17 protein-coding genes are annotated in these 22,510 nt (G+C 72.1%); 16 read left to right on the forward strand and 1 reads right to left on the reverse strand.

Going from position 1 to position 22,510, the window contains the following annotated elements; translation table 11 throughout:
* Nucleotides 1-3: 3 nt before the first annotated feature.
* The 11 genes from AB5J49_RS16730 (at nt 4) to AB5J49_RS16780 (ending at nt 15,567) form a co-directional block, all read left to right on the forward strand.
* Entirely contained in the window at nt 4-945 is a 942-nt protein-coding gene (locus tag AB5J49_RS16730) for a carbohydrate ABC transporter permease (protein ID WP_369169428.1), read from the forward strand.
* Between the two features lie 2 nt (nt 946-947).
* Nucleotides 948-1,838, forward strand: coding sequence for a carbohydrate ABC transporter permease (locus tag AB5J49_RS16735; protein WP_369169429.1), 891 nt, complete (start codon nt 948-950; stop codon nt 1,836-1,838).
* Nucleotides 1,839-1,928: 90 nt separating this feature from the next.
* A complete protein-coding gene (locus AB5J49_RS16740; RefSeq protein ID WP_369169430.1) occupies nt 1,929-3,194 on the forward strand; it encodes a 6-phospho-beta-glucosidase in 1,266 nt (421 codons plus the stop codon).
* Nucleotides 3,185-4,156, forward strand: coding sequence for an N-acetylglucosamine kinase (locus tag AB5J49_RS16745; protein ID WP_369169431.1), 972 nt, complete (start codon nt 3,185-3,187; stop codon nt 4,154-4,156). Before AB5J49_RS16740 ends, AB5J49_RS16745 begins: the two co-directional genes overlap by 10 nt.
* A 233-nt stretch (nt 4,157-4,389) precedes the next feature.
* Complete coding sequence (locus AB5J49_RS16750) at nt 4,390-5,850, forward strand: hypothetical protein (protein ID WP_369169432.1); 1,461 nt, start codon at nt 4,390-4,392, stop codon at nt 5,848-5,850.
* Between the two features lie 14 nt (nt 5,851-5,864).
* The gene (locus AB5J49_RS16755; RefSeq protein WP_369169433.1) at nt 5,865-6,938 is read left to right on the forward strand and encodes a glutamate ABC transporter substrate-binding protein; all 1,074 of its coding nucleotides are present in this window, start codon (nt 5,865-5,867) and stop codon (nt 6,936-6,938) included.
* Between the two features lie 99 nt (nt 6,939-7,037).
* Nucleotides 7,038-8,369 carry a hypothetical protein gene (locus AB5J49_RS16760; protein ID WP_369169434.1) on the forward strand — a complete coding sequence of 444 codons (1,332 nt, stop codon included), beginning with the start codon at nt 7,038-7,040 and terminating at the stop codon, nt 8,367-8,369.
* Between the two features lie 22 nt (nt 8,370-8,391).
* Entirely contained in the window at nt 8,392-10,905 is a 2,514-nt protein-coding gene (locus tag AB5J49_RS16765) for a tetratricopeptide repeat protein (protein WP_369169435.1), read from the forward strand.
* A gap of 3 nt (nt 10,906-10,908) precedes the next feature.
* Complete coding sequence (locus AB5J49_RS16770) at nt 10,909-12,369, forward strand: PP2C family serine/threonine-protein phosphatase (RefSeq protein WP_369169436.1); 1,461 nt, start codon at nt 10,909-10,911, stop codon at nt 12,367-12,369.
* Nucleotides 12,370-12,467: 98 nt separating this feature from the next.
* Entirely contained in the window at nt 12,468-13,814 is a 1,347-nt protein-coding gene (locus AB5J49_RS16775) for a VWA domain-containing protein (protein ID WP_369169437.1), read from the forward strand.
* A 103-nt stretch (nt 13,815-13,917) separates the two neighbouring features.
* Entirely contained in the window at nt 13,918-15,567 is a 1,650-nt protein-coding gene (locus tag AB5J49_RS16780) for an FHA domain-containing protein (RefSeq protein ID WP_369169438.1), read from the forward strand.
* A 69-nt stretch (nt 15,568-15,636) separates the two neighbouring features.
* Here AB5J49_RS16780 and AB5J49_RS16785 read toward each other — a convergent pair whose 3' ends face one another.
* Nucleotides 15,637-16,632 (reverse strand): methyltransferase domain-containing protein, encoded by a 996-nt coding sequence (locus AB5J49_RS16785; RefSeq protein WP_369169439.1) that lies wholly within the window; start codon nt 16,630-16,632, stop codon nt 15,637-15,639.
* Nucleotides 16,633-16,857: 225 nt separating this feature from the next.
* Between AB5J49_RS16785 and AB5J49_RS16790 the strand changes: the two genes are divergently transcribed.
* The 5 genes from AB5J49_RS16790 (at nt 16,858) to AB5J49_RS16810 (ending at nt 22,506) form a co-directional block, all read left to right on the forward strand.
* Nucleotides 16,858-17,262: a globin gene (locus tag AB5J49_RS16790; protein WP_369169440.1), complete on the forward strand. Its 405-nt coding sequence runs from the start codon at nt 16,858-16,860 to the stop codon at nt 17,260-17,262.
* Nucleotides 17,263-17,504: 242 nt separating this feature from the next.
* The gene (locus tag AB5J49_RS16795; protein ID WP_369169441.1) at nt 17,505-18,200 is read left to right on the forward strand and encodes a FadR/GntR family transcriptional regulator; all 696 of its coding nucleotides are present in this window, start codon (nt 17,505-17,507) and stop codon (nt 18,198-18,200) included.
* A gap of 257 nt (nt 18,201-18,457) precedes the next feature.
* Nucleotides 18,458-19,843 carry a four-carbon acid sugar kinase family protein gene (locus tag AB5J49_RS16800; RefSeq protein ID WP_369169442.1) on the forward strand — a complete coding sequence of 462 codons (1,386 nt, stop codon included), beginning with the start codon at nt 18,458-18,460 and terminating at the stop codon, nt 19,841-19,843.
* Nucleotides 19,844-20,134: 291 nt separating this feature from the next.
* Complete coding sequence (locus tag AB5J49_RS16805) at nt 20,135-21,061, forward strand: NAD(P)-dependent oxidoreductase (RefSeq protein WP_369169443.1); 927 nt, start codon at nt 20,135-20,137, stop codon at nt 21,059-21,061.
* Nucleotides 21,058-22,506, forward strand: a complete 1,449-nt coding sequence (locus tag AB5J49_RS16810) for an SLC13 family permease (protein ID WP_369169444.1) — start codon at nt 21,058-21,060, stop codon at nt 22,504-22,506. The genes AB5J49_RS16805 and AB5J49_RS16810 overlap by 4 nt, the downstream gene beginning before the upstream one ends.
* Nucleotides 22,507-22,510 lie beyond the last annotated feature (4 nt).

Here is a 22,510-nt window from a genome sequence, read left to right on the forward strand (position 1 = left end):
CCGATGTCGACGCACACTCTCCGCGCGAAGCGCCGCAGGTCGGCGCTTCGAACGGTGGCCTTCCTGTCACCGTGGCTCATCGGTTTCGGCGTCTTCTTCGCCTATCCCCTGGTGTCCACCGTGTACTTCTCGCTGATGAAGTACGACGGCTTCGGCACACCGGTCTTCCGCGGCCTGGGCAACTGGGCCTACGTCTTCAACGACTACCCGCTGTTCTGGCCGGCGCTGCGCAACACGCTCTGGCTGGTACTGGTGATGGTGACCTGCCGGGTGATGTTCGGGCTCGGCATCGGTCTGCTGATCACGAAGATCAAGACCGGTACGGGTGTCTTCCGCACCCTCTTCTACCTGCCCTACCTCGCCCCGCCGGTCGCCGCGACGCTGGCCTTCGTCTTCCTCCTCAACCCCGGCACCGGCCCGGTCAACTCGGTCCTCGACGGCCTGGGGCTGCCGACACCCGGCTGGTTCACGGACCCCGCCTGGTCCAAGCCGGCCCTCACCGCGCTGGCGCTGTGGGGCGTGGGCGACCTCATGGTCATCTTCATGGCCGCGCTGCTCGACGTACCGAAGGAGCAGTACGAGGCCGCGGAGCTGGACGGGACGTCGGCCTGGCAGCGGTTCCGGTTCGTGACCCTGCCGAACATCTCGCCGATCGTGATGTTCGCCGTCGTCACGGGCGTGATCCAGACGATGCAGTACTACACGCAGCCGCTGGTGGCCGGGAAGGTCGCCTCCGGCATCATCGGCGGATCCGGCCAGCAGTTCGAGCCGGGCTACCCGGACAAGTCGACGCTGACCCTCCCCCAGCTCGTCTACAACCTCGGCTTCCAGCGCTTCGACTACGGCTCGGCCTGCGTGGTCGCGCTGGTGCTGTTCGCGCTGGCCATGTCGTTCACGGCGCTGCTGATGCGGCGCCGGGGCGGACTGATCCAGGCAGGTGACTGACCATGGCCCAAGTACTGGACAAGCCGGTGGAGTTGAGCGCTCCGACCATCGCCGAGCGCACGGCCCGGCGCAGGGCGCTGCTGGAGTGGATCGCCGTCCACTCGCTGGGCGTCGCGGCCGCGCTCTTCTTCACCCTGCCCTTCGTGTTCGTCGTCCTGACCTCGCTGATGAGCGACCAGCAGGCGCTCACCCGCGACCTCATCCCGGACACCTGGGAGTGGGGCAACTACACCAAGGTCTTCGACACACCGGGCTTCCTGACCTGGTGGAAGAACACCCTGGTCTACGCGGGTCTGGGCACGGTCCTCACGGTCGTGTCGTCGGTCCCCGTGGCGTACGCGCTCGCCAAGTTCCGCTTCCGCGGCCGGAACCTGTCCCTGATGCTCGTCATCTCGATGATGATGCTGCCGCCCCAGGTCGTCATCATCCCGATGTACCTGTTCTGGGCGAAGCAGCTGGACCTGTCGGGCACCCTGTGGCCGCTGATCATCCCGATGGCGTTCGGAGACGCGTTCTCGATCTTCCTCCTGCGCCAGTTCCTGATGACGATCCCGAACGAGTACCTGGACGCGGCGAGGGTGGACGGCTGCGGTGAATTCCGCACACTCCTGCGGGTCGTCCTCCCCATGGCGAAACCGGGGATAGCCGCTGTGGCCCTCTTCCAGTTCTTCTACGCGTGGAACGACTACTTCGGCCCCCAGATCTACGCGTCCGAGAACCCGGGCGCCTGGACGCTCTCCTACGGCCTGGAGTCGTTCAAGGGCGCGCACCACACCGACTGGAACCTCACCATGGCCGCCACCGTGCTCGTGATGGCCCCCGTGATCCTCGTGTTCTTCTTCGCGCAGAAGGCGTTCGTCGAGGGCGTCACGCTCACCGGAGTGAAGGGTTGAACCACCTGTGCAGCATCTCCCCGGGGGACACCCCCCGGACCCCCGGCCGATAATCACGAATCCCGGCGCCCGGAAGCGAGGCACCTCGCAGTGAAACTCACCGTGGTCGGCGGAGGCTCGACCTACACCCCCGAACTCATCGACGGCTTCGCCCGCCTCAGGGACACCCTGCCGATAGCGGAACTGGTCCTGATGGACCCGGCGACGGACCGTCTGGAGCTGGTGGGTGGCCTGGCCCGCCGCATCTTCGAACGCCAGGGCCACCACGGCACCATCACCACCACGACCGACCTGGACGCGGCGGTGGAGGGTGCGGACGCGGTCCTCCTCCAGCTCCGCGTGGGCGGTCAGGCGGCCCGCGAGCAGGACGAGACCTGGCCCCTGGACTGCGGCTGCGTGGGCCAGGAGACGACGGGCGCCGGCGGCCTGGCGAAAGCCCTGCGCACCGTCCCGGTGGTCCTGGGCATCGCGGACCGCGTCCGCCGCACCAACCCCACCGCCTGGATCATCGACTTCACCAACCCGGTCGGCATCGTCACCCGCGCCCTGCTCCAGGCGGGCCACAAGGCGGTCGGTCTGTGCAACGTGGCGATCGGCTTCCAGCGCAAGTTCGCGGCCATGCTCGGCGTGACCCCCGCCGACGTCCACCTGGACCACGTGGGCCTCAACCACCTCACCTGGGAGACCGGGGTACGCCTGGGCGGCCCCGAGGGCGAGAACGTCCTGCCGAACCTGCTGGCCGGCCACGGCGACACCATCGCCGCCGACCTGCACCTGCCCCGCCCCCTCCTGGACCGTCTGGGCGTGGTGCCGTCGTACTACCTGCGCTACTACTACGCCCACGACGAGGTGGTGCGGGAACTGCGCACCAAACCGTCGCGCGCCGCGGAAGTGGCGGAAATGGAAAGAAGGTTGCTCACCCTCTACGCCGACCCGGCCCTCGACGAGAAGCCGGAACTGCTCTCCAAGAGGGGCGGCGCGTACTACTCGGAGGCCGCGGTGGACCTGGCGGCCGCGCTGCTGAACGGCGCCGGCAGCCCGTACCAAGTGGTCAACACCTACAACAAGGGCACGCTCCCGTTCCTCCCCGACGACGCGGTGATCGAGGTACAGGCCGGGGTGGGGACCAAGGGCGCGGCCCCTCTCCCGATGGCACCCCCGGATCCCCTGTACGCGGGCCTGATGGCCCAGGTGACGGCCTACGAGGACCTGGCCCTGGAGGCAGCCCTGCACGGCGGCCGCAGCCGGGTCTTCAAAGCCCTGCTCTCCCACCCCCTGATCGGCCAGTACGCGTACGCCGAGAAACTCACCGACCAGCTGATCGCACACAACCGGGAGCACCTCGCGTGGGCATGACCGCACGTGTCCTCGCCGTAGACGCGGGCAACAGCAAGACCGACGTGGCGGTCGTGGCGCCCGACGGAACCGTCCTGGCCACGGCCCGCGGAGGCGGCTTCCGCCCGCCCACGGTGGGCGTGGAGCCGGCGATGGACACCCTCGCCGCAGCGGTGGAAGAGGCCTTCACCGCTGCGGGCGTCACCCGCGCCGACCACGTCTCGGCCTGCCTGGCCAACGCCGACTTCCCGGTGGAGGAGGAGCAACTGGCAACGGCGCTGCACGCGCGCGCGTGGGGCACGACCGTCGACGTCCGCAACGACACCTTCGCCATCCTGCGGGCGGGCGTGACGGAACCCCGCGGGGTGGCCGTCGTCTGCGGCGCCGGCATCAACTGCGTGGGCATGCGCCCCGACGGCCGTACGGCCCGCTTCCCCGCGCTGGGCCGTATCTCCGGCGACTGGGGCGGCGGCTGGGGGCTGTCGGAGGAGGCCCTGTGGCACGCGGCCAGGGCGGAGGACGGCCGCGGACTGCCTACGGCGTTGGCGCACACCCTCCCCGCCCACTTCGGCCTGCCGACCATGTACGCCCTGATCGAGGCCCTGCACCTCGAACACATCGCCCCCGTCCGCCGTCACGAACTGACCCCGGTCCTCTTCGCCACGGCCATGACCGGCGACCTGATCGCCCGCGAGATCGTCGACCGCCTGGCCGACGAGGTGGTGACGATGGCGACGGTCGCCCTGACCCGGCTGGACCTGCTGGAGGAGGCGGCTCCGGTGCTGCTGGGCGGGGGTGTCCTGGCGGCACGGCACCCCCAACTGATCGACGGCATCCGGGACTTGCTCGCGTCCCGCGCCCCCAAGGCGGTACCGGGCGTGGTCACGGCGAGTCCGGTGCTGGGGGCGGCGCTGCTGGGGCTGGATGCGGTGGGGGCGCCTGCGGAGGTGCACGCCCGGCTGCGCCGGCACTTCGAGTCGTAAGGGCCTGCTGGGGGGCTCGCGGCCCTCAGCGGGCCCCCCAGCGAACCCTGAACCTGGAACCGAACAGATTCTCCCGGCGTGTTCATGGGCAGGGGGTGGTGCGGGGCGTACCTCGGTGTGCCGGAACCTCCGCGTCCGCGCTGCGATCCGATCAAGATCCAGCGAAGCCCGGTGCGGATGTCAGTCCCGGCAGCGATACTTGCGGCGACGGATGACCACGGGGGAGGTCAGCAGTGACACAGACGCCGAAGAGCAGCACGGCGCCACCACCACCGGGACACGACCCGGCACCCGGCGCACCCACCATGCCGTCCGTACCGCCCCAGCCCGTCCGGCCCGCCACACCCGCCCCCACCCGGCCGGCCGCGGGACCCCGCCGCACCGCCTTCGCCGAGGGCTTCGACCAGCTCCGCGCGGCCGCCACCACCGAACCCGGCCGCCTGCGGATCATCGGCGCCCTCCTCGCCCTCTTCGTCGTGGCCTTCGGTGCCGTGGCCGCCTGGCAGATGACCGAGCGGGCGACAGCCGCCGACGACGTCCTGGGCCGCAGCCAGCCCCTCACCTCGGACGCGGCCGACATCTACCGCTCCCTGGCGGACGCCAACACCGCGGCGGCCAGCGGCTATCTCGCGGGACTGCAGGAGAAGCCCGCCATGCGCGAGGGCTACGAGCGGGACATCCGCACGGCAGCCTCGAAACTCGTCACCGCCGCCGCCAACTCCGAACCGGGCTCCACCTCGGCGGACACCATCGCCGAACTCAGCGAGCTCCTCCCGGAGTACAAGGGCCTGGTCGAGACGGCGAGGGCCAACAACCGCCAGGGCTATCCCGTGGGCGGCGCCTATCTGCGCGCGGCGAACGAGATGATGCAGCAGAAGATGCTGCCGGCCGCCGAGAAGCTCCACCAGACGGAGAACCAGCGCCTGCGCGACGACTACGCGGACGCGAAGTCGTTCCCCTGGGCCGCGGCCGGCCTCGGCATCCTCGCCCTGGCCGCCCTCGCCTGGGCCCAGCACCGCAACTACCAGCGCACGAACCGGGTCCTGAACCACGGCCTCGTCACCGCCACGGCCGCATCCACCGTGGTCCTGCTCTGGCTGGCCGTGGGCCACACCGTCGCGCGCGCGGGCCTGACCGACTCCTACGACCACGGCGTCCGCTCGCTGAACGTGCTGCACGAGGCCCGCATCGCCTCCCTGACCGCCCGCAGCGACGAGAACCTGAACCTGGTCCGCCGCGGCGCGGACACCAAGACGCTCGACGACGACACGGTGGTGGACGCGTACGAGTGGGGCTACGACCAGGAGATCGAACAGCTCGGCAAGGCGCTCGTCCGGGCCGAGGGCCTCGCCGACGACTCGGCGGGCAAGAAGCCCGTGCAGGACGCGAACAGCTTCATGAAGGTCTGGAAGGACCGCCACGGCCTCGCCCGCGACGACAACAACTCGGGCAACTACCAGGCCGCCCGCGACCGCGTCATCGGCGCCGCGAAAGAACCGACGAGCGTGTGCTTCGACAACGTCGACAAGGCCCTGGAGACGGCGCTCGAGCACGAGCAGAACGAGTTCAAGCAGGCCGCGAGCGACGGCCGTGACTCGCTGGCGGGCCTCCCGACCGGCGCCGCGGTCCTCGCGGTCCTGGGCGCGGCCGGCGCGGTGCTCGGCATCGGTCGCAGGCTGTCGGAGTACCGGTGAAAGGGGGCAGGACGATGAACGCACGCGACGACTCGGTTCGCCTCCGGGGCGCGGGCCGCCCGTGGCGGCGTCTGCGGGCCGGCCTGCGCGGCTGGGGCGGGGTGGGCGCCATGGCGTTCGTCTGCGCCCTGGCGGTGGCCTTCGCGCTGCTGCTGCCCCTGTCCCAGCCGCAGGGCGACGACGGTACGGTCATCGCAGGCCAGGGCGTCGCCCACGGCAGCCAGGTGCGGGCCGACGACTGCGAGAACCCGCAGGACCAGAGCCTGTCGCCGTCCGGCGGCGACGGGAAGAGCCCGACCGTCGACGCCATCAAGGCCCGCAAGGACCGGCGCCTGATCGTCGGCGTCGACACCAACAGCTACCGCTGGGGGTACCTCGACCCGAACAACCCCTCCGGTGAGCTGGAGGGATTCGACATCGACCTGGTCCACCGGATCGCCCAGGACATCCTCGGCGACCGCGACGCGGTGCAGTTCAAGGCCATCCCGACCAGCCGCCGTATCGAGGCGGTCCAGAAGGGCGAGGTCGACATGGTGGTCCGCACCATGACGATCAACTGCGACCGCATCGGACAAGTCGCCTTCTCCGCGCCCTACTTCGTGACCGGACAGCAGGTCCTGGCGCCCAAGACCTCGACGATCACCGGATACGACAAGACCCTGGCCGGCAAGAAGGTGTGCTCGGCGAAGGGCTCCACCGCGTACGACAACCTGAAAGCAGACAGGAAGAGCGGCGAACTCCCCGGCTCCACCGACATCAAGACCATCGTCCCCAACCAGCTCGACTGCCTGGTGAAGTTGCAGCTCGGCGAGGTCGACGCGGTCGTGACCGACGGTGCGCTCGCCGCGAGTCAGGCCGCGCAGGACCCCGCGGTGGAACTCAAGGGCGGCCTGTTCACCGACGAGTACTACGGCGTGGCGATGAAACTGGGCTCCGAGGATCTGGTACGCCAGGTCAACCGGACCCTGGAGGACTACGTCGAGGACGGCGGCTGGGAGACGTCGTACGAGAAGTGGCTGCACCCGACCATGGACCAGGGCGACAAGAAGTCGGCCTCGGCGACCCCTCCCGAGGCCCAGTACAAGTGACCGACCATCAACTGACCAACGACCGATGACGAAGCCTGACGAAACTGACCAAGACTGACGAAGACCCCTGACGGAACACAACGCAGCGAGAGGTGATCGATGGGCGTCACGGACCCCGCCGGGCCGGTGATGGACCGGGACGAGGTGGACCGTGCGCTGGCGCGGCTCGGCGCGGAGCACGAGGCGATCGAGACCTCGCTCCTCGCCCTGCAGGACCACGCGGGCCGCAGACTCCTCGAGGGCGCCGAGCTCACGGGCGTCACCCAGGAGCGCTGGACGGCCGCGGAGGCGTCGATCACGCTGCTGTGGGCGTACTTCGACGCCTACACGGACGCGTTGCGCTCCGCCCGCGAGATCCGCTCCCGCCGCCGCTGGTCCAGCCGCGACGACCTGGTGGAGCTGACGGAACTGCTGCGCGGCGAGTCCGTCACCGTGGCGGGCTCGGCGGCCGCGGCGGCCAACGCCCCGACGCTGCACGGTGGTTCGGGCAAGCTCAGCGAACAGTTCACGCTTCTCACCCTGGTCGACCGGATGAACGAGCTGTACGCGACTTCGCTGGACATGGTCGTCGCCGCCGACGCGGTCTGGTCGGCGCTGCCCGCCCGTATCGATTTACTGGCCGCGGAACTCCAGCGCACCCGCCGGCTCGCGCACTCCATCGGTGTACGCCCCGGCGAGCACCCGGCGGGTGACGACCTGGAGCGCATCACCCGCACGCTCACCAACCTGCGCGCCCAGGTGGTGTCCGACCCGCTCGCGTACTGGGTCCCCGCACAAGGGAGTTCGGCACCCGGCGGCGGCAAGCCCGACACCACGGTCTACGACCGGGAGGCGCGCGCCCTGGAGGACGTACGCCGGGAGATCGACGCCGTCCTGACGGTCCGCCAGGACGCCGAGCAGCGGCTGGTCAAGCTGCGTGACGTACTGTCCCGCGCGGACCGTACGCTCGCCGAGGCCCGCGCCGCGCGCGGCGAGGTGCTGGCGAAGATCGCCGCCACGGAGGTGCCCGTGGTCAGCGGCCCGCCGACCGCGCTGCAGGAGCAGCTGGCGACGGCCGCCGAGTACCGCAGACACGCCCAGTGGCACCGCCTGTCCCCGCTCCTGGAGTCCCTGGAGCAGAAGGCGGAGGACGAACTGCTGCGCGCCCGCGAGTCGTTGACCGCGGTCACCGCGCCCCTGGCGGTCCGCGCCGAGCTGCGCGGCCGCCTCGACGCGTACCGGGCGAAGGTGGCCCGGCACGGCCTCGCGGAGGACCCGTTCCTCATCGAGCGGTACGACGCGGCCCGCCGCATGCTGTGGAGCGCACCCTGCGACCTGCGCGTCGCCGAACAGGCGGTCCTGCGCTACCAGCACGCGGCCGCCGAACTGTTCGGCGGCCCGCGCGTGCCGGGTCCCCACGGGCTCGAGGACCGGAGGGGGCCGGGGTCATGAGGGACAGGGGGGAGTCGTCGTCATGAGTCAGCCACAGCAGACCTGCCAGCGACCGGACTGCGGCGGGGCGTACGAGGACGTGGGCGGCGGCGAGCTGTACTGCGACACCTGCGGCCTCGCCCCGGTCGTCTCGGCGACCGGCACGGTCGGCTCGCCGCCCACCGGGGTGACGGCCGGCGGCAAGGACTCACACGGCTCGGCGGCCAGCGGCAGCTCCCGCTCCACCAGCCGCGGCAGTTCGCGTACGTCGTCGCAGTCGTCGAAGTCCCGGCGCTCGGTGTCGGGACGGCTGTCGCGTTCGCTGTCGGGCCGTTCCACGGGCCGCTCGGTGTCGGTGCGCAGCTCCGGTTCGACCGCCGGCTCCAGCGGCCGCGGCCGGCTCGGCGTCGGCCTGGTCCAGGTCCCGGACGTGCCGCGGCCCGACCCGCGCGCGATGGTGCTGGAGAACCCGGAGGTGCCCGAGCGCAAGCGGTTCTGCTCCCGCTCGGACTGCGGCGCACCCGTCGGCCGGGCCCGCGGCGACCGCCCGGGCCGCACCGAGGGCTACTGCACGAAGTGCGGCCACCCGTACTCCTTCGTCCCGAAGCTGAGGGGCGGCGACATCGTGCACGGCCAGTACGAGGTCGTGGGCTGTCTGGCGCACGGCGGGCTCGGCTGGATCTACCTCGCCGTGGACCGCGCGGTCTCCGACCGCTGGGTGGTGCTCAAGGGCCTTCTCGACACCGGCGACCAGGACGCGATGGCGGCGGCGATCTCCGAGCGGCGCTTCCTCGCGGAGATCGAGCACGCCAACATCGTGCGGATCTACAACTTCGTCGAGCACCTGGACCAGCGCACGGGCTCGCTCGACGGCTACATCGTCATGGAGTACGTCGGCGGCAAGTCCCTGAAGGAGCTCGCCAATTCGCGCCGTACGGAGACGGGCAAGCGTGACCCGCTCCCCGTCGAGCAGGCGTGCGCATACGGCATCGAGGCGCTGGAGGCCCTCGGCCATCTGCACAGCCGCAACCTCCTCTACTGCGACTTCAAGGTCGACAACGCCATCCAGACCGAGGACCAGCTCAAGCTGATCGACATGGGCGCGGTGCGCAGGATGGACGACGACGAGTCGGCCATCTACGGCACGGTGGGCTACCAGGCGCCCGAGGTCGCGGAGGTCGGTCCGTCGGTGGCGTCCGACCTCTACACCGTCGCGCGCACCCTGGCCGTGCTGAGCTTCGACTTCCAGGGCTACACGAACGTCTACGTCGACTCCCTGCCCGACCCCGACAACATCGAGGTCTTCCGCCAGTACGAGTCCTTCTACCGCCTCCTGGTCCGCGCCACCGACCCCGACCCGGCCCGCCGCTTCGCCTCCGCGCAGGAGATGACGGAGCAACTGACCGGTGTCCTGCGCGAGGTCGTGTCCCTGCAGACGGGCCGGGCCAGGCCGGCGCTGTCGACCCTGTTCGGCCCGGAGGTACGGGTCACGGACACGGAGCTGTTCCCGAAGCCGGCCGGCGAGGTGTCGCGGTTGGGAGCGCGGATCGTGCGCACCCGCAAGCAGCTCTCCCTCCCCGCCGCCGGCCTGCCCGCCGTTTCCGCCGGCATCGTCAAGGTCGTCGACGCCGCCGTCGCCGCCCTCGCGCTTCCGGTCCCCCGGGTCGACCCCTCCGACCCCAACGCCGGTTTCCTCGCGGGCCTGATGACCACCGCGCCGGCCGAGTTGCTCGGTGCCCTCGCCGCCGCTTCCGCACCGTCGACCGAGACGCGGCTGCGGCAGGTGCGGGCCTGGCTGGAGAACGGCGACGCAGGCACCGCGCACCAGGCCCTGCTGAAGCTGGAGGACGAGCGGCCCGACGACTGGCGGGTCGTCTGGTACCGGGGCGTGGCGGCGCTCGGCACCGGCGACCACGAGGGCGCCGCGCTCGCCTTCGACGCGATCTACGACGCCTTTCCCGGCGAGCCCGCCCCCAAGCTGGCGCTCGGTCTGTGCGCGGAGGTGCTGGGCCAGTTGGACAACGCCGCCGAGTACTACCGTCTGGTGTGGTCGACCGACCCGAGCTACGTGAGCGCCGCCTTCGGTCTCGCCCGCGTCCAGCTCGCGGCCGGCGACCGCCGCAGCGCCGTACGGACCCTGGAGTCGGTGCCGGAAAGCTCCATTCACTACACGGCCGCACGCGTGGCGGCCGTCCGCGCCCGGCTGCGTGGACGCACGGCGGTCGCCGCTGACGTACCGTTCCTGGACGACCTGACCGCGGCCGCGGGCCAGGTCGAGGCGCTGGACGCGTACGGTCTGGACCCGGCGCGCCGGGAGCAGTTGTCGACGGAAGTCCTCGGCTGCGCGCTGGACTGGATACTCTCCGGTGGCCAGGGTTCCGCCCCTCCCGCCGCCACCGGAGGACGGACGCTGCTCGGCAGCGGCCTGGACGAGCGGGGACTGCGTTTCGGCCTGGAGCGTTCGTACCGCACGCTGGCCAGGCTCGCGCGGGGCGGCGAGGAGAGGATCGACCTGGTGGAACGTGCCAACCGTTACCGCCCCCGGACGTGGGTGTAGTTGATGTCGCAGATGCCCCAGCTGTCCGCCTGCCCGAGCTGCGAATGGCCGCTCGAGTCGGGTGACCGTTTCTGCGGTGCGTGCGGATACGACCTGTCCGCCGTGCCCGTACGGCCGGACGACAACCCGACCATCGTCATGAACGGCTCGGTGCCGCCCCCTGCCATGGGCGCGCCCGGCATGGACCGGCCCGGCGCCGCCGCACCGGACGGCTCCGGCGGCCACGGACTGCCCCCGGGCACGCCCCCGCTCCCCCCGTCACCGCCACCGGGCTCCCCGGCCTCCGCCGACCCCGGCCTCCCGGGCGGCTTCCCGGCCCCCGGCCACCACGCACCGCCCGTTTTCCCCACCGTCCCGGCCCCCGGCGGCCCCGGCGCGCCGACCGGACCGCAGACGTCGCCCGCCACCGCGGGTCCCCCCGCCCCGACCGGCTCCCCCGTCTCCCCGGCCTCCGGAGTCCGTTTCGACCATCCTCCCGAGCCCGAGGAGTACCCCTTGCAGGCGCCCGATCCGCGCGTCGTCACCGACCTGCCCACCCCGCCCGAGGGCACCAAGGTGTGCGTGGCCTGCCGTGCGGGCCGCGTCGACCACGACGGGTACTGCGAGAACTGCGGGCACGCCCAGCCGCGTGAACGCGACCACATGGAGCTGGACGCCGGCCTCGTCGCCGCCGTCAGCGACCGCGGTCTGCGCCACCACCGCAACGAGGACGCGTTCGCCGTCGCCTGCACCGCGCTGCCCGACGGCCGGCCCGCGGTCGTGGCGATCGTCTGCGACGGCGTGTCCTCGGCGACCCGCCCCGACGATGCCTCGATGGCCGCGTCCCGGGCGGCGAGCGAGTCGCTGCTGGCCGCCCTGCCGCGCGGCACACACCCGCAGCAGGCCATGCACGACGCGATCGTCGCCGCCGCGAACGCGGTCAACGCGCTGGCCGCCGAGCCGGCCACGGCCCGCGAGCAGGGACCCCACCAGAACGCCCCCGCCTGCACCATCGTCGGCTCCGTGGTGACGCCCGAGCTGCTGATCGTCGGCTGGGTCGGCGACAGCCGCGTCTACTGGGTCCCGGTGGACCGCAGCACTCCCCCGGCCCGGCTCACCGAGGACGACTCCTGGGCCGCGCAGATGGTCGCCGCCGGCCTGATGAACGAGGCCGAGGCGTACGCCGACGAGCGCGCCCACGCGATCACGGGCTGGCTCGGCGCGGACGCCTACGAGCTGGAGCCGCACACCGCTTCCTTCAAGCCGGACCGTCCGGGTGTAGTGGTGGTGTGCACGGACGGGCTGTGGAACTACGCGGAGGCGGCCGACGAGATGGCCGAGGCCGTACCCCTCGACGCCGCCGCTCGCCCCCTGCACAGCGCCCAGGTGCTCGTCGGTCACGCCCTCGACGGCGGGGGCCACGACAACGTAACAGTGGCCGTCCTGCCGTTCCCTGCGCCGCCGATGGGGGCAGGATCGGCCTGAGGCCGCACCCGCGGGGACGGCCTCATCGGACCGGAGGGGACCGGTCCGGCTGCAGCCATGGCCCCACCACGGGGTTCTTTAGGGGGATTTGAGAGCACATGGCCAATTTCTCGAAGTCGAACGTGCCGCAGTTCTCGGTGGACGTGTACCAGAACGAGTACCTGCCGGAGGGCGGTCGCGAGGTCAACGCGATCGTCACGGTGACCTCGACCGGCGGCGGCACGGTCGGAAGCGCGGTCGCGGCGCCCCACCTCTACGCACCGGGGCAGGGCCCGTCCGCGGCCGTGGCGATCATGGTCGACTGCTCGGGCTCGATGGACTACCCGCCGACCAAGATGCGCAACGCCCGCGACGCCACGGCCGCCGCGATCGACACCCTGCGCGACGGCGTGCACTTCGCGGTGATCGGCGGCACGCACGTGGCCAAGGAGGTCTATCCGGGAGGCGGCCGCCTGGCCGTGGCCGACGCCACCACCCGCGACCAGGCCAAGCAGGCCCTGCGCAGGCTCAGCGCGGGCGGCGGCACGGCCATCGGCACCTGGCTGCGCCTCGCCGACCACCTGCTGTCCTCGGCCGACGTCGCCATCCGGCACGGCATCCTGCTCACCGACGGCCGCAACGAACACGAGTCGCCGGAGGACCTCAAAGCCGCGCTCGACGCCTGCGCCGGAAGCTTCACCTGTGACGCCCGTGGCGTGGGTACGGACTGGGAAGTGAAAGAAGTCACAGGAATCGCCTCGGCCCTGCTCGGCAGCGCCGACATCGTCGCCGACCCGGCCGGGCTCGCCGCCGACTTCACGCAGATGATGGAGACGGCGATGGGCAAGGAGGGCGCGGACGTCGCCCTGCGGGTGTGGACGCCGGTCGGCACGATCATCAAGTTCGTCAAGCAAGTCGCACCGACGGTCGAGGAGTTGACCGAACGCCGCACCGAAGCCGGCCCGCGCGCCGGGGACTACCCCACCGGCTCCTGGGGTGACGAGTCCCGCGACTACCACGTCTGCGTGGAGGTCCCCGCCGCCGACCTCGGCCGGGAGATGCTCGCCGCCCGGGTCTCCCTGGTCGTCCCGCAACCGGACGGCACCGCCCAGAACCTGGGCACCCAGGGCCTCGTACGGGCCGTGTGGACCGACGACATGGTCGCCTCGACGTCGATCAACCCACAGGTTGCGCACTACACGGGCCAAGCCGAACTGGCACAAGCCATCCAGCAAGGTCTGGATCTGCGCAAAGCGGGGGATATGGATGGAGCAACGGCCAAATTGGGCCGGGCCGTTCAGCTCGCCAGCGCCTCCGGAAACGCGGATACGGCGAAACTCCTTGCGAAGGTGGTGGACGTGGTCGATGCCGCGGCAGGTACTGTGCGACTGAAGGCGAAGGTCGCGGAGGCTGATGAGATGACTCTCGAAACACGGTCGACAAAGACTGTTCGTGTAAAGAAGTGACCTAGCAGCACCCTGAAAGTTCCTGGAACGCAAGCGAGCCTGACCCCCTGGGGTTGGAAAAAACCCGGTCGAACGACCGGAAAGGAAAGGGGGAAGCGCCGACATGCCGACCTGCCCGAACGGACACCAGTCGGGTTCCGACGACTGGTGCGAGGTCTGCGGTCACCGCATGGCCGGTGCCGTACCTCCACCTCCTCCCCCGCCGCCCCCGCCCGGCGGTGGCTACGGCTTCCCGCCTCCCGGCGGCCCCGGTGGGCCCGGTGGCCCCCCTGGCGGCCCCGGCGGTCCGTTCGGTGGCCCGAACACCGGTCAGCCGGGCGGCCCGCCGCCCATGTCCGCTCCGGAGCCGGAGCTCTGCCCGCAGTGCCGTACGCCGCGTGAGGGCGGTGCGCCGTTCTGCGAGGAGTGCCGGTGGAACTTCCTGACCAACACGGCGACGTCGTACACCCCCGCCGCCCCGCGCACCCAGGCGCCCGGCGGCCCGCCCCTGCCCTCCCACTTCCAGCAGCAGTCGGCGCCACCGCCGTCGTTCGGCGGCGGTGACTCGTACGAGTACCAGGGTTCTCGCCCGTCCCAGGTGAACCGCCCGGCGGAACCGATCCCGCCGTTCGGCGCGGAGCCCGCGGGGCAGGGCGGCCCTGGCGGTCCCGGTGGGCCCGGCGGTCCTGGCGGCATGGGTCCCGGTGGACCCGGTCCCGGGCCTGGCGCCCCGGGCGGTTTCGGCGCGGGTCCCGGCGGCCCGGGCTATCCCAACCCTGGTGGGCCCGGTAGCCAGGGTGGACCCGGCGGGCCCGGCGGCTTCGGCGCAGGCCCTGGCGGTCCGGGCCAGCCCAGTCCCGGCGGACCCGGTGCCCCTGGCGGCCCCGGCGGCTTCGGCCCGGGCCCCGGCGGTCCCGGCAACCCCAACAACCCTGGCGGACCGGGTGGCCCTGGCGGCCCCGGTGGTCCCGGTGGTCCGGGAGGCAACGCCCCCTCCCCCTTCGGCGACCCGTCGCGGCAGGTTCCGCCGCCGCCCGGCCCCACTCCGCCCGGCGGTCCGGGCGCGACCAGTGGTGCTCCGCAGGCGTTCCAGCAGGCCGGCCCCGGCAGCCCGCCGGCGCCGCCCGGATTCCCGCAGGAGACCCACCGTCCCCCGCAGCAGGGCGGCCCGTCCTTCGGCGGCGGTGACGACTGGGTGATCTCGCCCCCGTCGTCGGGCCCCGGCGCTCCCGGTGGCCCCGGCCCCGGCCCCGCTCAGGGCGGGTACGGCTACCCGCAGCCCGGCCCCGCTCAGGGTGGGTACGGCTACCCGCAGCCCGGCTCGACGCAGGCCCCGCCGCCCCCCGGTCCGGGCTACCCGCAGCAGCCGACAACCTGGTCTGCGACCATCGGGCCGGACCGCGAGTACTTCATGGCGATGATGCAGCGCTCCGGCCCCGAGGCCGCGGGCCTGAACCTGCCCGCGTACTCGCCCGAGCAGCAGCGCGCCCTCACCGGCAACCAGGTCACCATCGGCCGCCGCCGCCACTCCACCGGCGACACCCCCGACATCGACCTGTCGGTGCCGCCGGAGGACCCAGGCGTCTCGCACCAGCACGCGGTCCTGGTCCAGCAGCCGGACGGCACCTGGGCGGTCGTCGACCAGAACTCGACGAACGGCACGACGGTGAACGGTTCCGAGGAGCCGATCCAGCCCTTCGTGCCGGTACCGCTGCAGGACGGCGACCGGGTGCACGTGGGCGCGTGGACGACGATCACGGTCCGGCGCGGCTAGGTCTCTCGATACCGGGAGGGGGCGGTCGTACGGCGAGAAGGTGCCGTACGACCGCCCCCTCCCGGCGTTTCAGCCGGGCAGCGCCCAGGCGTACGGCCCCTCGGGGTCGTCCAGCCACGCCCACTCGTGCTCGCCGCGCACGGTGATCCCGTACCGCTCCCGCTGCGGCTGCCCCTCGCGCTCCCACAGCGTGTAGGCCTCCTGCGGATCGAGGCTGCCGCGGGTCAGGGCCAGCAGGAAGCGGAACAGTTCGTCGTCGCGGGCCCGGCGCGGCAGTCCGCCCAGTTGCGCGCGCTCCGGCTCGGACCGGGTCCCGCCGCGCAGCGGCACGAAGTAGGCGGGCGTATGCAGGAAGCGCCCCTCGGCGTGCTCGGCGTCACGTACGGCGAGGGCGATCAGACCGGTGGCGAGCGGTGTCAGTATGCGGGCGCCGGGGCGGCACTGGGCGAGCCAGGCGCGGGGGATCGACCGCAGGGTGCAGGTCGCGATGATCCGGTCGAAGGGGGCGCGTTCGGGCACGCCGCGTGCACCGTCGCCGGTGACGACGACGGGGTGGTGGCTGGCGGCGGCCAGGTGCTGCCGGGCCGACTCGGTGATGTCCGGCTCCAGGTCGACGGTGGTGACGAGGTCGTCGTCGCCGAGCCGGTGGGCGAGGAGGGCGGCGTTGTAGCCCGTGCCCGCGCCGATCTCCAGGACTCTGTTGCCGTCCTTCACCTCCAGCGCGACCAGCATCATCGCCATCAGGGACGGCTGGCTGCTGGAGGAGAGCAGTTCGCCGTCGCGCAGCCGGGTGGCCAGCGGGGTGTCCAGGTACGCGCCGCGCATCCAGCGCTCGCGCGCGGCCGGGTCGGGACTCTGACCCCAGCGGCGCTCGTAGCCGCCGGCGACGCCCACGTAGTAGTACGGCACGAACAGATGCCGCGGAACGGCGGCGAAGGCCTCCCGCCACACCGGGTCCTCGGCCCATGCCCCGCTCGCGTCGATCTCGCCGACCAGTGCGGCCCGCGCCGCGGCGGTGACGTCGGCGAGCTCCTCGGCGTCCCTGCCGAGATCCTGAGCGCTCATACGTCCACTGTGCTGCGGCGGGCGGCACGAGGCGAGTGCCTCGGCCGGAATCAGTGGCTCAGTGCGGCTGGTCCTAGGGCTTGAGTCCTGGTCCGCCCGGTCTGAGACCATGGGTGACGTACCGCCTTTCCCGGGGGACGTACCCCATTGCCGCTGTGCGGCGGGCCGGACCCCCGGCAGAACAGACTCGGACGGATCGGAACGACACATGCGAGGCAGCCCACAGTGACCGAGATCCGGCGCGGCACGCTTCAGGAGCAGACCTTCTACGAGCAGGTCGGCGGGGAGGAGACCTTCCGTCGGCTCGTCCACCGTTTCTACGAGGGCGTCGCCGAGGACCCGCTTCTGCGGCCCATGTACCCCGAGGAGGACCTGGGTCCGGCCGAGGAGCGCCTCACCTTCTTCCTGATCCAGTACTGGGGCGGCCCGACGACGTACAGCGAGAACCGCGGCCACCCCCGGCTGCGGATGCGCCATGCCCCCTTCGCCGTCGACCGCGCGGCCCACGACGCCTGGCTCAAGCACATGCGGGTCGCCGTCGACGAGCTCGGCCTCTCCGAGGAGCACGAGCGGACGCTGTGGAACTACCTGACGTATGCGGCGGCGTCGATGGTGAACACCGCGGGCTGAACCTGCCGCCCGCGGTCCCACCCCCGGCCCGGCCCCCGCCCTCACGCCCGCCTTCTTGGCGTAGCCGACGGAAAAGACGTACGGGTATTGACGCGCCTCCACCCCGGTGCCAAGGTTACGCACATCGAGACATCAGATGTCTGACGTCAGATATCTGAGATCACTGTCGAGGCCGCCACACTCACCCCGTACGGTGGCTCCGGCACCCGCCGTATCCTCATCCGCCCGCCGGAGGCCCGAAGATGTCGCTCTCCGAAGAACTCGCCGAACGCCTGCTCAGCGAGATCATCGACGGCGTCTACCCGCCCGACGCCGCCCTCCCCCCGGAGGGCGAGCTCGCCGAGCAGTCCGCCGTGAGCCGACTGACGGTGCGCGAGGCGGTCAAGCAGCTACGGGCACAGAACGTCGTCCGGGTGGTCCGCGGCCGCGGTACCTACGTGAACCCGCCGGACCGCTGGACGGCACTGGAGCCGGTGGTGCGCGCCGCGTCCCGCTCCTCTCAGAACTCGCTCTCCGAGCGGCTCATCGAGGCCCGGCGCCTCATCGAGAACGGTGCGACGGAACTGGCCGCACTGCGCCGCGACGAAACCGACCTCGCGGAGCTGCGGGAACACCTCGCCGCGATGCGGGAGGCCGCGGACGAGGCCGACACCGAGAAGTTCGTGCAGGCCGACATCGACTTCCACGCCACGGTGATGCGGGCGACGGGCAACCTCTTCGTCCCCCTCCTCTTCGAACCCTTCGGCCCCCTCCTGGCCAAGGGCCGCCGCGAGACCTCCGCGATCCCCCAGATCCGCGTCAACGCCATCGCCCACCACGAGGCGGTCCTGGCTGCCCTGGAATCCGGCGACCCGGACCAGGCCCGCGAGGCGATGAACGCCCATATGAATCAGACGGCCGACGACTACCGGACGCACGTAGCGAAGCCGGCCGAGTAGCAGCAAACCCGGCCGAGTAGCAGCGAAGTCTGCTGAGCAACAAGGCGCATCGGGCGGCGGCAGCCCGGTAGTCGGCGTAGCCGCGCCCACTCGGCGCGCTCTTCGCCCCCTTCATCCCCTTCACCACCTTCCTCGTTTTCCCTCTTCCCCCCAACCTCGCCCCTCCCCTCCCCTCACGCACCCTCATCCCAGGAACCGCCATGCCCCTACCCCGCCATGCCCTCCCGGAGCCCGAAGTGCTCCGCAATGTCCCGACCGTGAGGAATGTCAGCCCCTCCGAGGTCGCCGCCCGCCTGCGAACGGCCCCCCGCCTGGCCGTCCTCGACGACGACCCCACCGGCACCCAGACCGTCAAGGACACCCCGGTCCTCACCACCTGGACCGTCGAAGACCTCCGCTGGGCCCTCCGCCAGAACAGCCCCGTCTTCTTCGTCCTCACCAACACCCGCAGCCTCTCCCCCCAGGACGCCGCCGCCCGCAACCGCGAGGTGGCCCGCGCCCTGCACGAGGCCTCCCGGGCCGAGGGGACCCCGTACGTCATCGCCTCCCGCGGCGACTCCACCCTGCGCGGCCACTTCCCCCTCGAAACCGACGTCCTCACCGAGGAGTTGACGGCAGCGGGCGCCGCCCCCGACGGCGTCGTCCTTGTCCCCGCCTACATCGAGGCCGGACGCCTGACCGTCGACTCGACCCACTGGATGCGCACACCGCAGGGCCTGCTCCCCGTCGGCGAGAGCGAGTTCGCGAGGGACGCCACCTTCGGCTACACCTCCTCCGCCCTCCCAGACTGGGTCGAGGAGAAGACCAAGGGCCGCACCCCCGCCGACAGGGTCCTCCGCATCACGCTCACCGACCTGCGCACCGGCGGCCCCGCCCATGTCGCCGCCCGCCTGGCCACCCTCCGCGACGGGGCCACGGCCGTCGTGGACGCGGTCTGCGACGACGACCTCCGTGTGCTGGCGCTCGCCCTGGCCGAGGCCGAGGAGAACGGCACCCGTCTCCTCTACCGGGTCGGCCCTTCCTTCGTCCGTGCCCGTGCGGGCCAGGCCGCCCATCCCCCGCTCACCGCCGCCGAACTGCGCCCCCTGCGCGCCCCCGAGGCCCCGCACGGCCTGATCGTCGTCGGCTCGCACGTCTCGCTCACCACCCGCCAGCTGAACCACCTCCGCGACTCCACCGGTGACCTGGCCGAACACGAACTCGACGTCGCCCGGCTCCTCGACCCCGCGGCCCGGGACAGGCACATCCACGAGATCGCCGACAAGGCGTCGGCCACCCTCGCGACGGCCGACACCGTCATCCGAACCACCCGCACGGTCGTCACGGCCACCGACCCGGACGAGAGCCTGGCCATCTCCCGCAGCGTCTCCGCGGCCCTCGTCGAGACGGTCCGTCTGATCACGGCGGCCCGTCGCCCCGCGTTCGTCGTCGCGAAGGGCGGCATCACCTCCAGCGACACGGCGACCCACGGCCTGGAGATCCGTCGGGCCTGGGCCCGCGGCACCCTCCTCCCCGGCATCGTCTCCCTCTGGCAGCCCGTCGACGGCCCCGCAGCCGGGGTCCCCTACATCGTGTTCGCCGGCAACGTCGGCGGCGACGAGGCCCTGGCCGACGCCCTGGCCCTGCTGAGGAGCGCCGCCTGATGCGCCTCCCCGGCCCTGCGGCCTGAGGCCTGAAGGCCCTGACCACGGCATACGAAACCGGCCGCGCTCTCTTCCCGGCCTCGTCGCGCACAACCTGGAGACCGTCCAGGGCACAGTCGCGGCGGCAGAGCAGTCGCATCGGTCCTCCGGCATCCGTTCTCCGGCATCCGTTCTCCGGCGACCGTTCTCCGGCGACCGTTCTCCGACGTCCGGCCTCCCCACCGGAAACAGCTCCCCCTTCTCCCCTCCCCCTCCCCCCCAACCGCCCGCTCCCCAGAAAGGCCCCACCCCATGCACCCCCGTCCCCGCACCGCAGTGATCGGCCTGGGCGCCATGGGCCTCCCCATGGCCACCCGCCTGGCCACCCACCTCCCGGTCACGGCCTTCGACGTGGCCGAGGACCGCCTCGCGCGGCTCACCGCCGCCGGTGGCACCGCCGCCTCCACCCCGGCCGACGCCGCCCGCGACGCCGACGTCCTCCTGCTCGCCGTACGCGATCAGGCGCAGGTGGACGCCGCTCTCTTCAGCGAGGGCGGCGCCGCCGACACCCTCCGCCCCGGCAGCACGGTCGTCCTCACCAGCACCGTCGGCCCGGACGCGGCCCGCGCCACGGCCGCCCGCCTCGCGGAGCAGGGCGTCCGCACTGTCGACGCCCCCGTCAGCGGCGGCCCCGTCCGGGCCGGCAACGGCGACCTGCTGATCGTCGTGGGCGCGGACGACAAGGCGCTCGACCTGGCCCGGCCGGTACTGGACCTGCTGGCCTCCACTCTCACGGTCGTAGGAGACAACCCCGGCGACGGCCAGTCCCTCAAGGCGATCAACCAGCTCCTCGCCGGCGTCCACATCGCCGCCGCGGCGGAAGCCGTAGCGCTGGCCCGGGGCCTCGGCCTCGACCCGCGGACGGTCGTGGACAGCCTGCGCCACGGGGCCGCGGGGTCCTTCATGTTCGGCGACCGCGGCCCGCGCATGGTCGAGACGTACGAGAGCGACGTCGCCCCCGAGGTGAAGTCCCGCCTGGACATCTTCGTGAAGGACATGGGCATCGTCACCGGCATCGCGAAGGACGCCCACGTCCCCGTCCTCCTCGCCTCCGCCGCCCAGCAGCTCTACCTCCTCGGCGAGGCCGCCGGCCTGGCCGAGGAGGACGACTCCTCGGTCGTCACCGTCCTGTCCCCGAAGTCCGCTCCCGTCAACTCCTCGGAGGCAGGCACCCGATGAGCCACTCCACCCTGCTCCTCATAGCCGCCGCAGGCGTCGCCACCCTCCTGCTCCTCATCCTGCGCGCCAAGGTCCAGCCCTTCGTCGCCCTGGTCGTCGTGTCCATCGGCGTCGCCCTCGCCGCCGGTGTCCCGGCCGCCGACCTGGTGAAGACCATCGAGGAGGGCATGGGCTCCACCCTCGGCCACATCGCCACGATCATCGCCCTGGGCGCCATGATCGGCCGAATCATCGAACTCTCCGGCGGCGCCGCGTCGTTCGCGCACTCCCTCATCGACCGGTTCGGCTCCAACCGCACCCCGCTCGCGCTCACGGTCGCCGGCTTCGTCCTCGGCATCCCGGTCTTCTTCGAGGTCGGCCTGATCATCCTGATGCCGATCGCGTACGGCGTCGCCCGCGCCTCCCGCAAACCGCTGCTCGTCCACGCCCTCCCGATGGGCGCGGCCATGCTCACCGTGCACGCCTTCCTGCCCCCGCACCCCGGCGCGGTCGCCGTCACCCAGGCCATCGGCGCCGACCAGGGCCTGGTCCTCCTCCTGGGCATCCCGCTCACCGCGGTCGTGATCCTGCTCGGGTACCTGATCTCCCGCCGTATGACCCGCCGCGCGTACCCGATGGACCCGGCCGTGCACGCGGAGGTCTACGGCGAGGAGCCCACCTCCCCCGAGGCATCCTCGACTCCCGCCATTCCTACGGCAGATGACGGCCACGGCACCGCCGTGCTCACCAAGTCCGCGCGGACGACGACCACGGCCCCGGACCCGGCCCTGCGGCCGCCCTCCTTCGGCATGGTCCTCGCCCTGATCGTCGCCCCGATCCTGCTGATCCTGGCCGGCACCCTCGGTCAGAACCTCCTAGCCGAAGGCTCGACCTTCCGCGCCGTCCTCACCGTTCTCGGCGCCCCGATGGTCGCCCTGCTCATCGACGTGGCGCTGTGCGCCTGGCTCCTCGGTGCCCGCCGCGGCTGGGACCGTACGCACATCGCGAACGTGATGGGCTCAGCCCTCCCCTCCGTCGCGATGGTGATCCTCGTGGCGGGCGCGGGCGGCGTCTTCGGCAAGGTGCTGGTGGCGAGCGGCATCGGCGACGCGATCGCCGACGTCCTGGACAGGACCGGTCTCCCGGCGCTCTTCCTGGCCTTCCTGACGGCGCTGGCCCTGCGCGCCGCCCAGGGCTCGACGACGGTGGCCCTGATCACGACGGCGGGCATCCTCACGCCGCTGCTCCAGCGCGCCGACCTGTCGACCGCCCAGCTCTCCCTGGTCGCGCTGGCGATGGGCGCGGGCGGGCTGGCCGTCTCGCACATCAACGACGCGGGCTACTGGATGTTCACCAAGCTGGCCGGCCTCGACGTGGCGAGCGGCCTGCGCACCTGGACGGTCCTGACGACCGCGATGGGCATCATCGGCTTCGGTCTGACGGCCGCGCTGTGGCCCCTGGTGTGACCGG

Source organism: Streptomyces sp. R28 (assembly GCF_041052385.1).
Taxonomy (GTDB): Bacteria; Actinomycetota; Actinomycetes; order Streptomycetales; family Streptomycetaceae; genus Streptomyces.

Bases quoted from the DNA above. Each gene is read 5' to 3' on its own strand.
- AB5J49_RS16785 (WP_369169439.1), bottom strand. From the start codon at position 16,632: ATGAGCGCTCAGGATCTCGGCAGGGACGCCGAGGAGCTCGCCGACGTC.
- AB5J49_RS16755 (WP_369169433.1), top strand. From the start codon at position 5,865: ATGAACGCACGCGACGACTCGGTTCGCCTCCGGGGCGCGGGCCGCCCG.
- AB5J49_RS16775 (WP_369169437.1), top strand. From the start codon at position 12,468: ATGGCCAATTTCTCGAAGTCGAACGTGCCGCAGTTCTCGGTGGACGTG.
- AB5J49_RS16805 (WP_369169443.1), top strand. From the start codon at position 20,135: ATGCACCCCCGTCCCCGCACCGCAGTGATCGGCCTGGGCGCCATGGGC.
- AB5J49_RS16730 (WP_369169428.1), top strand. From the start codon at position 4: ATGTCGACGCACACTCTCCGCGCGAAGCGCCGCAGGTCGGCGCTTCGA.
- AB5J49_RS16770 (WP_369169436.1), top strand. From the start codon at position 10,909: ATGTCGCAGATGCCCCAGCTGTCCGCCTGCCCGAGCTGCGAATGGCCG.
- AB5J49_RS16735 (WP_369169429.1), top strand. From the start codon at position 948: ATGGCCCAAGTACTGGACAAGCCGGTGGAGTTGAGCGCTCCGACCATC.
- AB5J49_RS16765 (WP_369169435.1), top strand. From the start codon at position 8,392: ATGAGTCAGCCACAGCAGACCTGCCAGCGACCGGACTGCGGCGGGGCG.
- AB5J49_RS16810 (WP_369169444.1), top strand. From the start codon at position 21,058: ATGAGCCACTCCACCCTGCTCCTCATAGCCGCCGCAGGCGTCGCCACC.
- AB5J49_RS16780 (WP_369169438.1), top strand. From the start codon at position 13,918: ATGCCGACCTGCCCGAACGGACACCAGTCGGGTTCCGACGACTGGTGC.
- AB5J49_RS16795 (WP_369169441.1), top strand. From the start codon at position 17,505: ATGTCGCTCTCCGAAGAACTCGCCGAACGCCTGCTCAGCGAGATCATC.
- AB5J49_RS16760 (WP_369169434.1), top strand. From the start codon at position 7,038: ATGGGCGTCACGGACCCCGCCGGGCCGGTGATGGACCGGGACGAGGTG.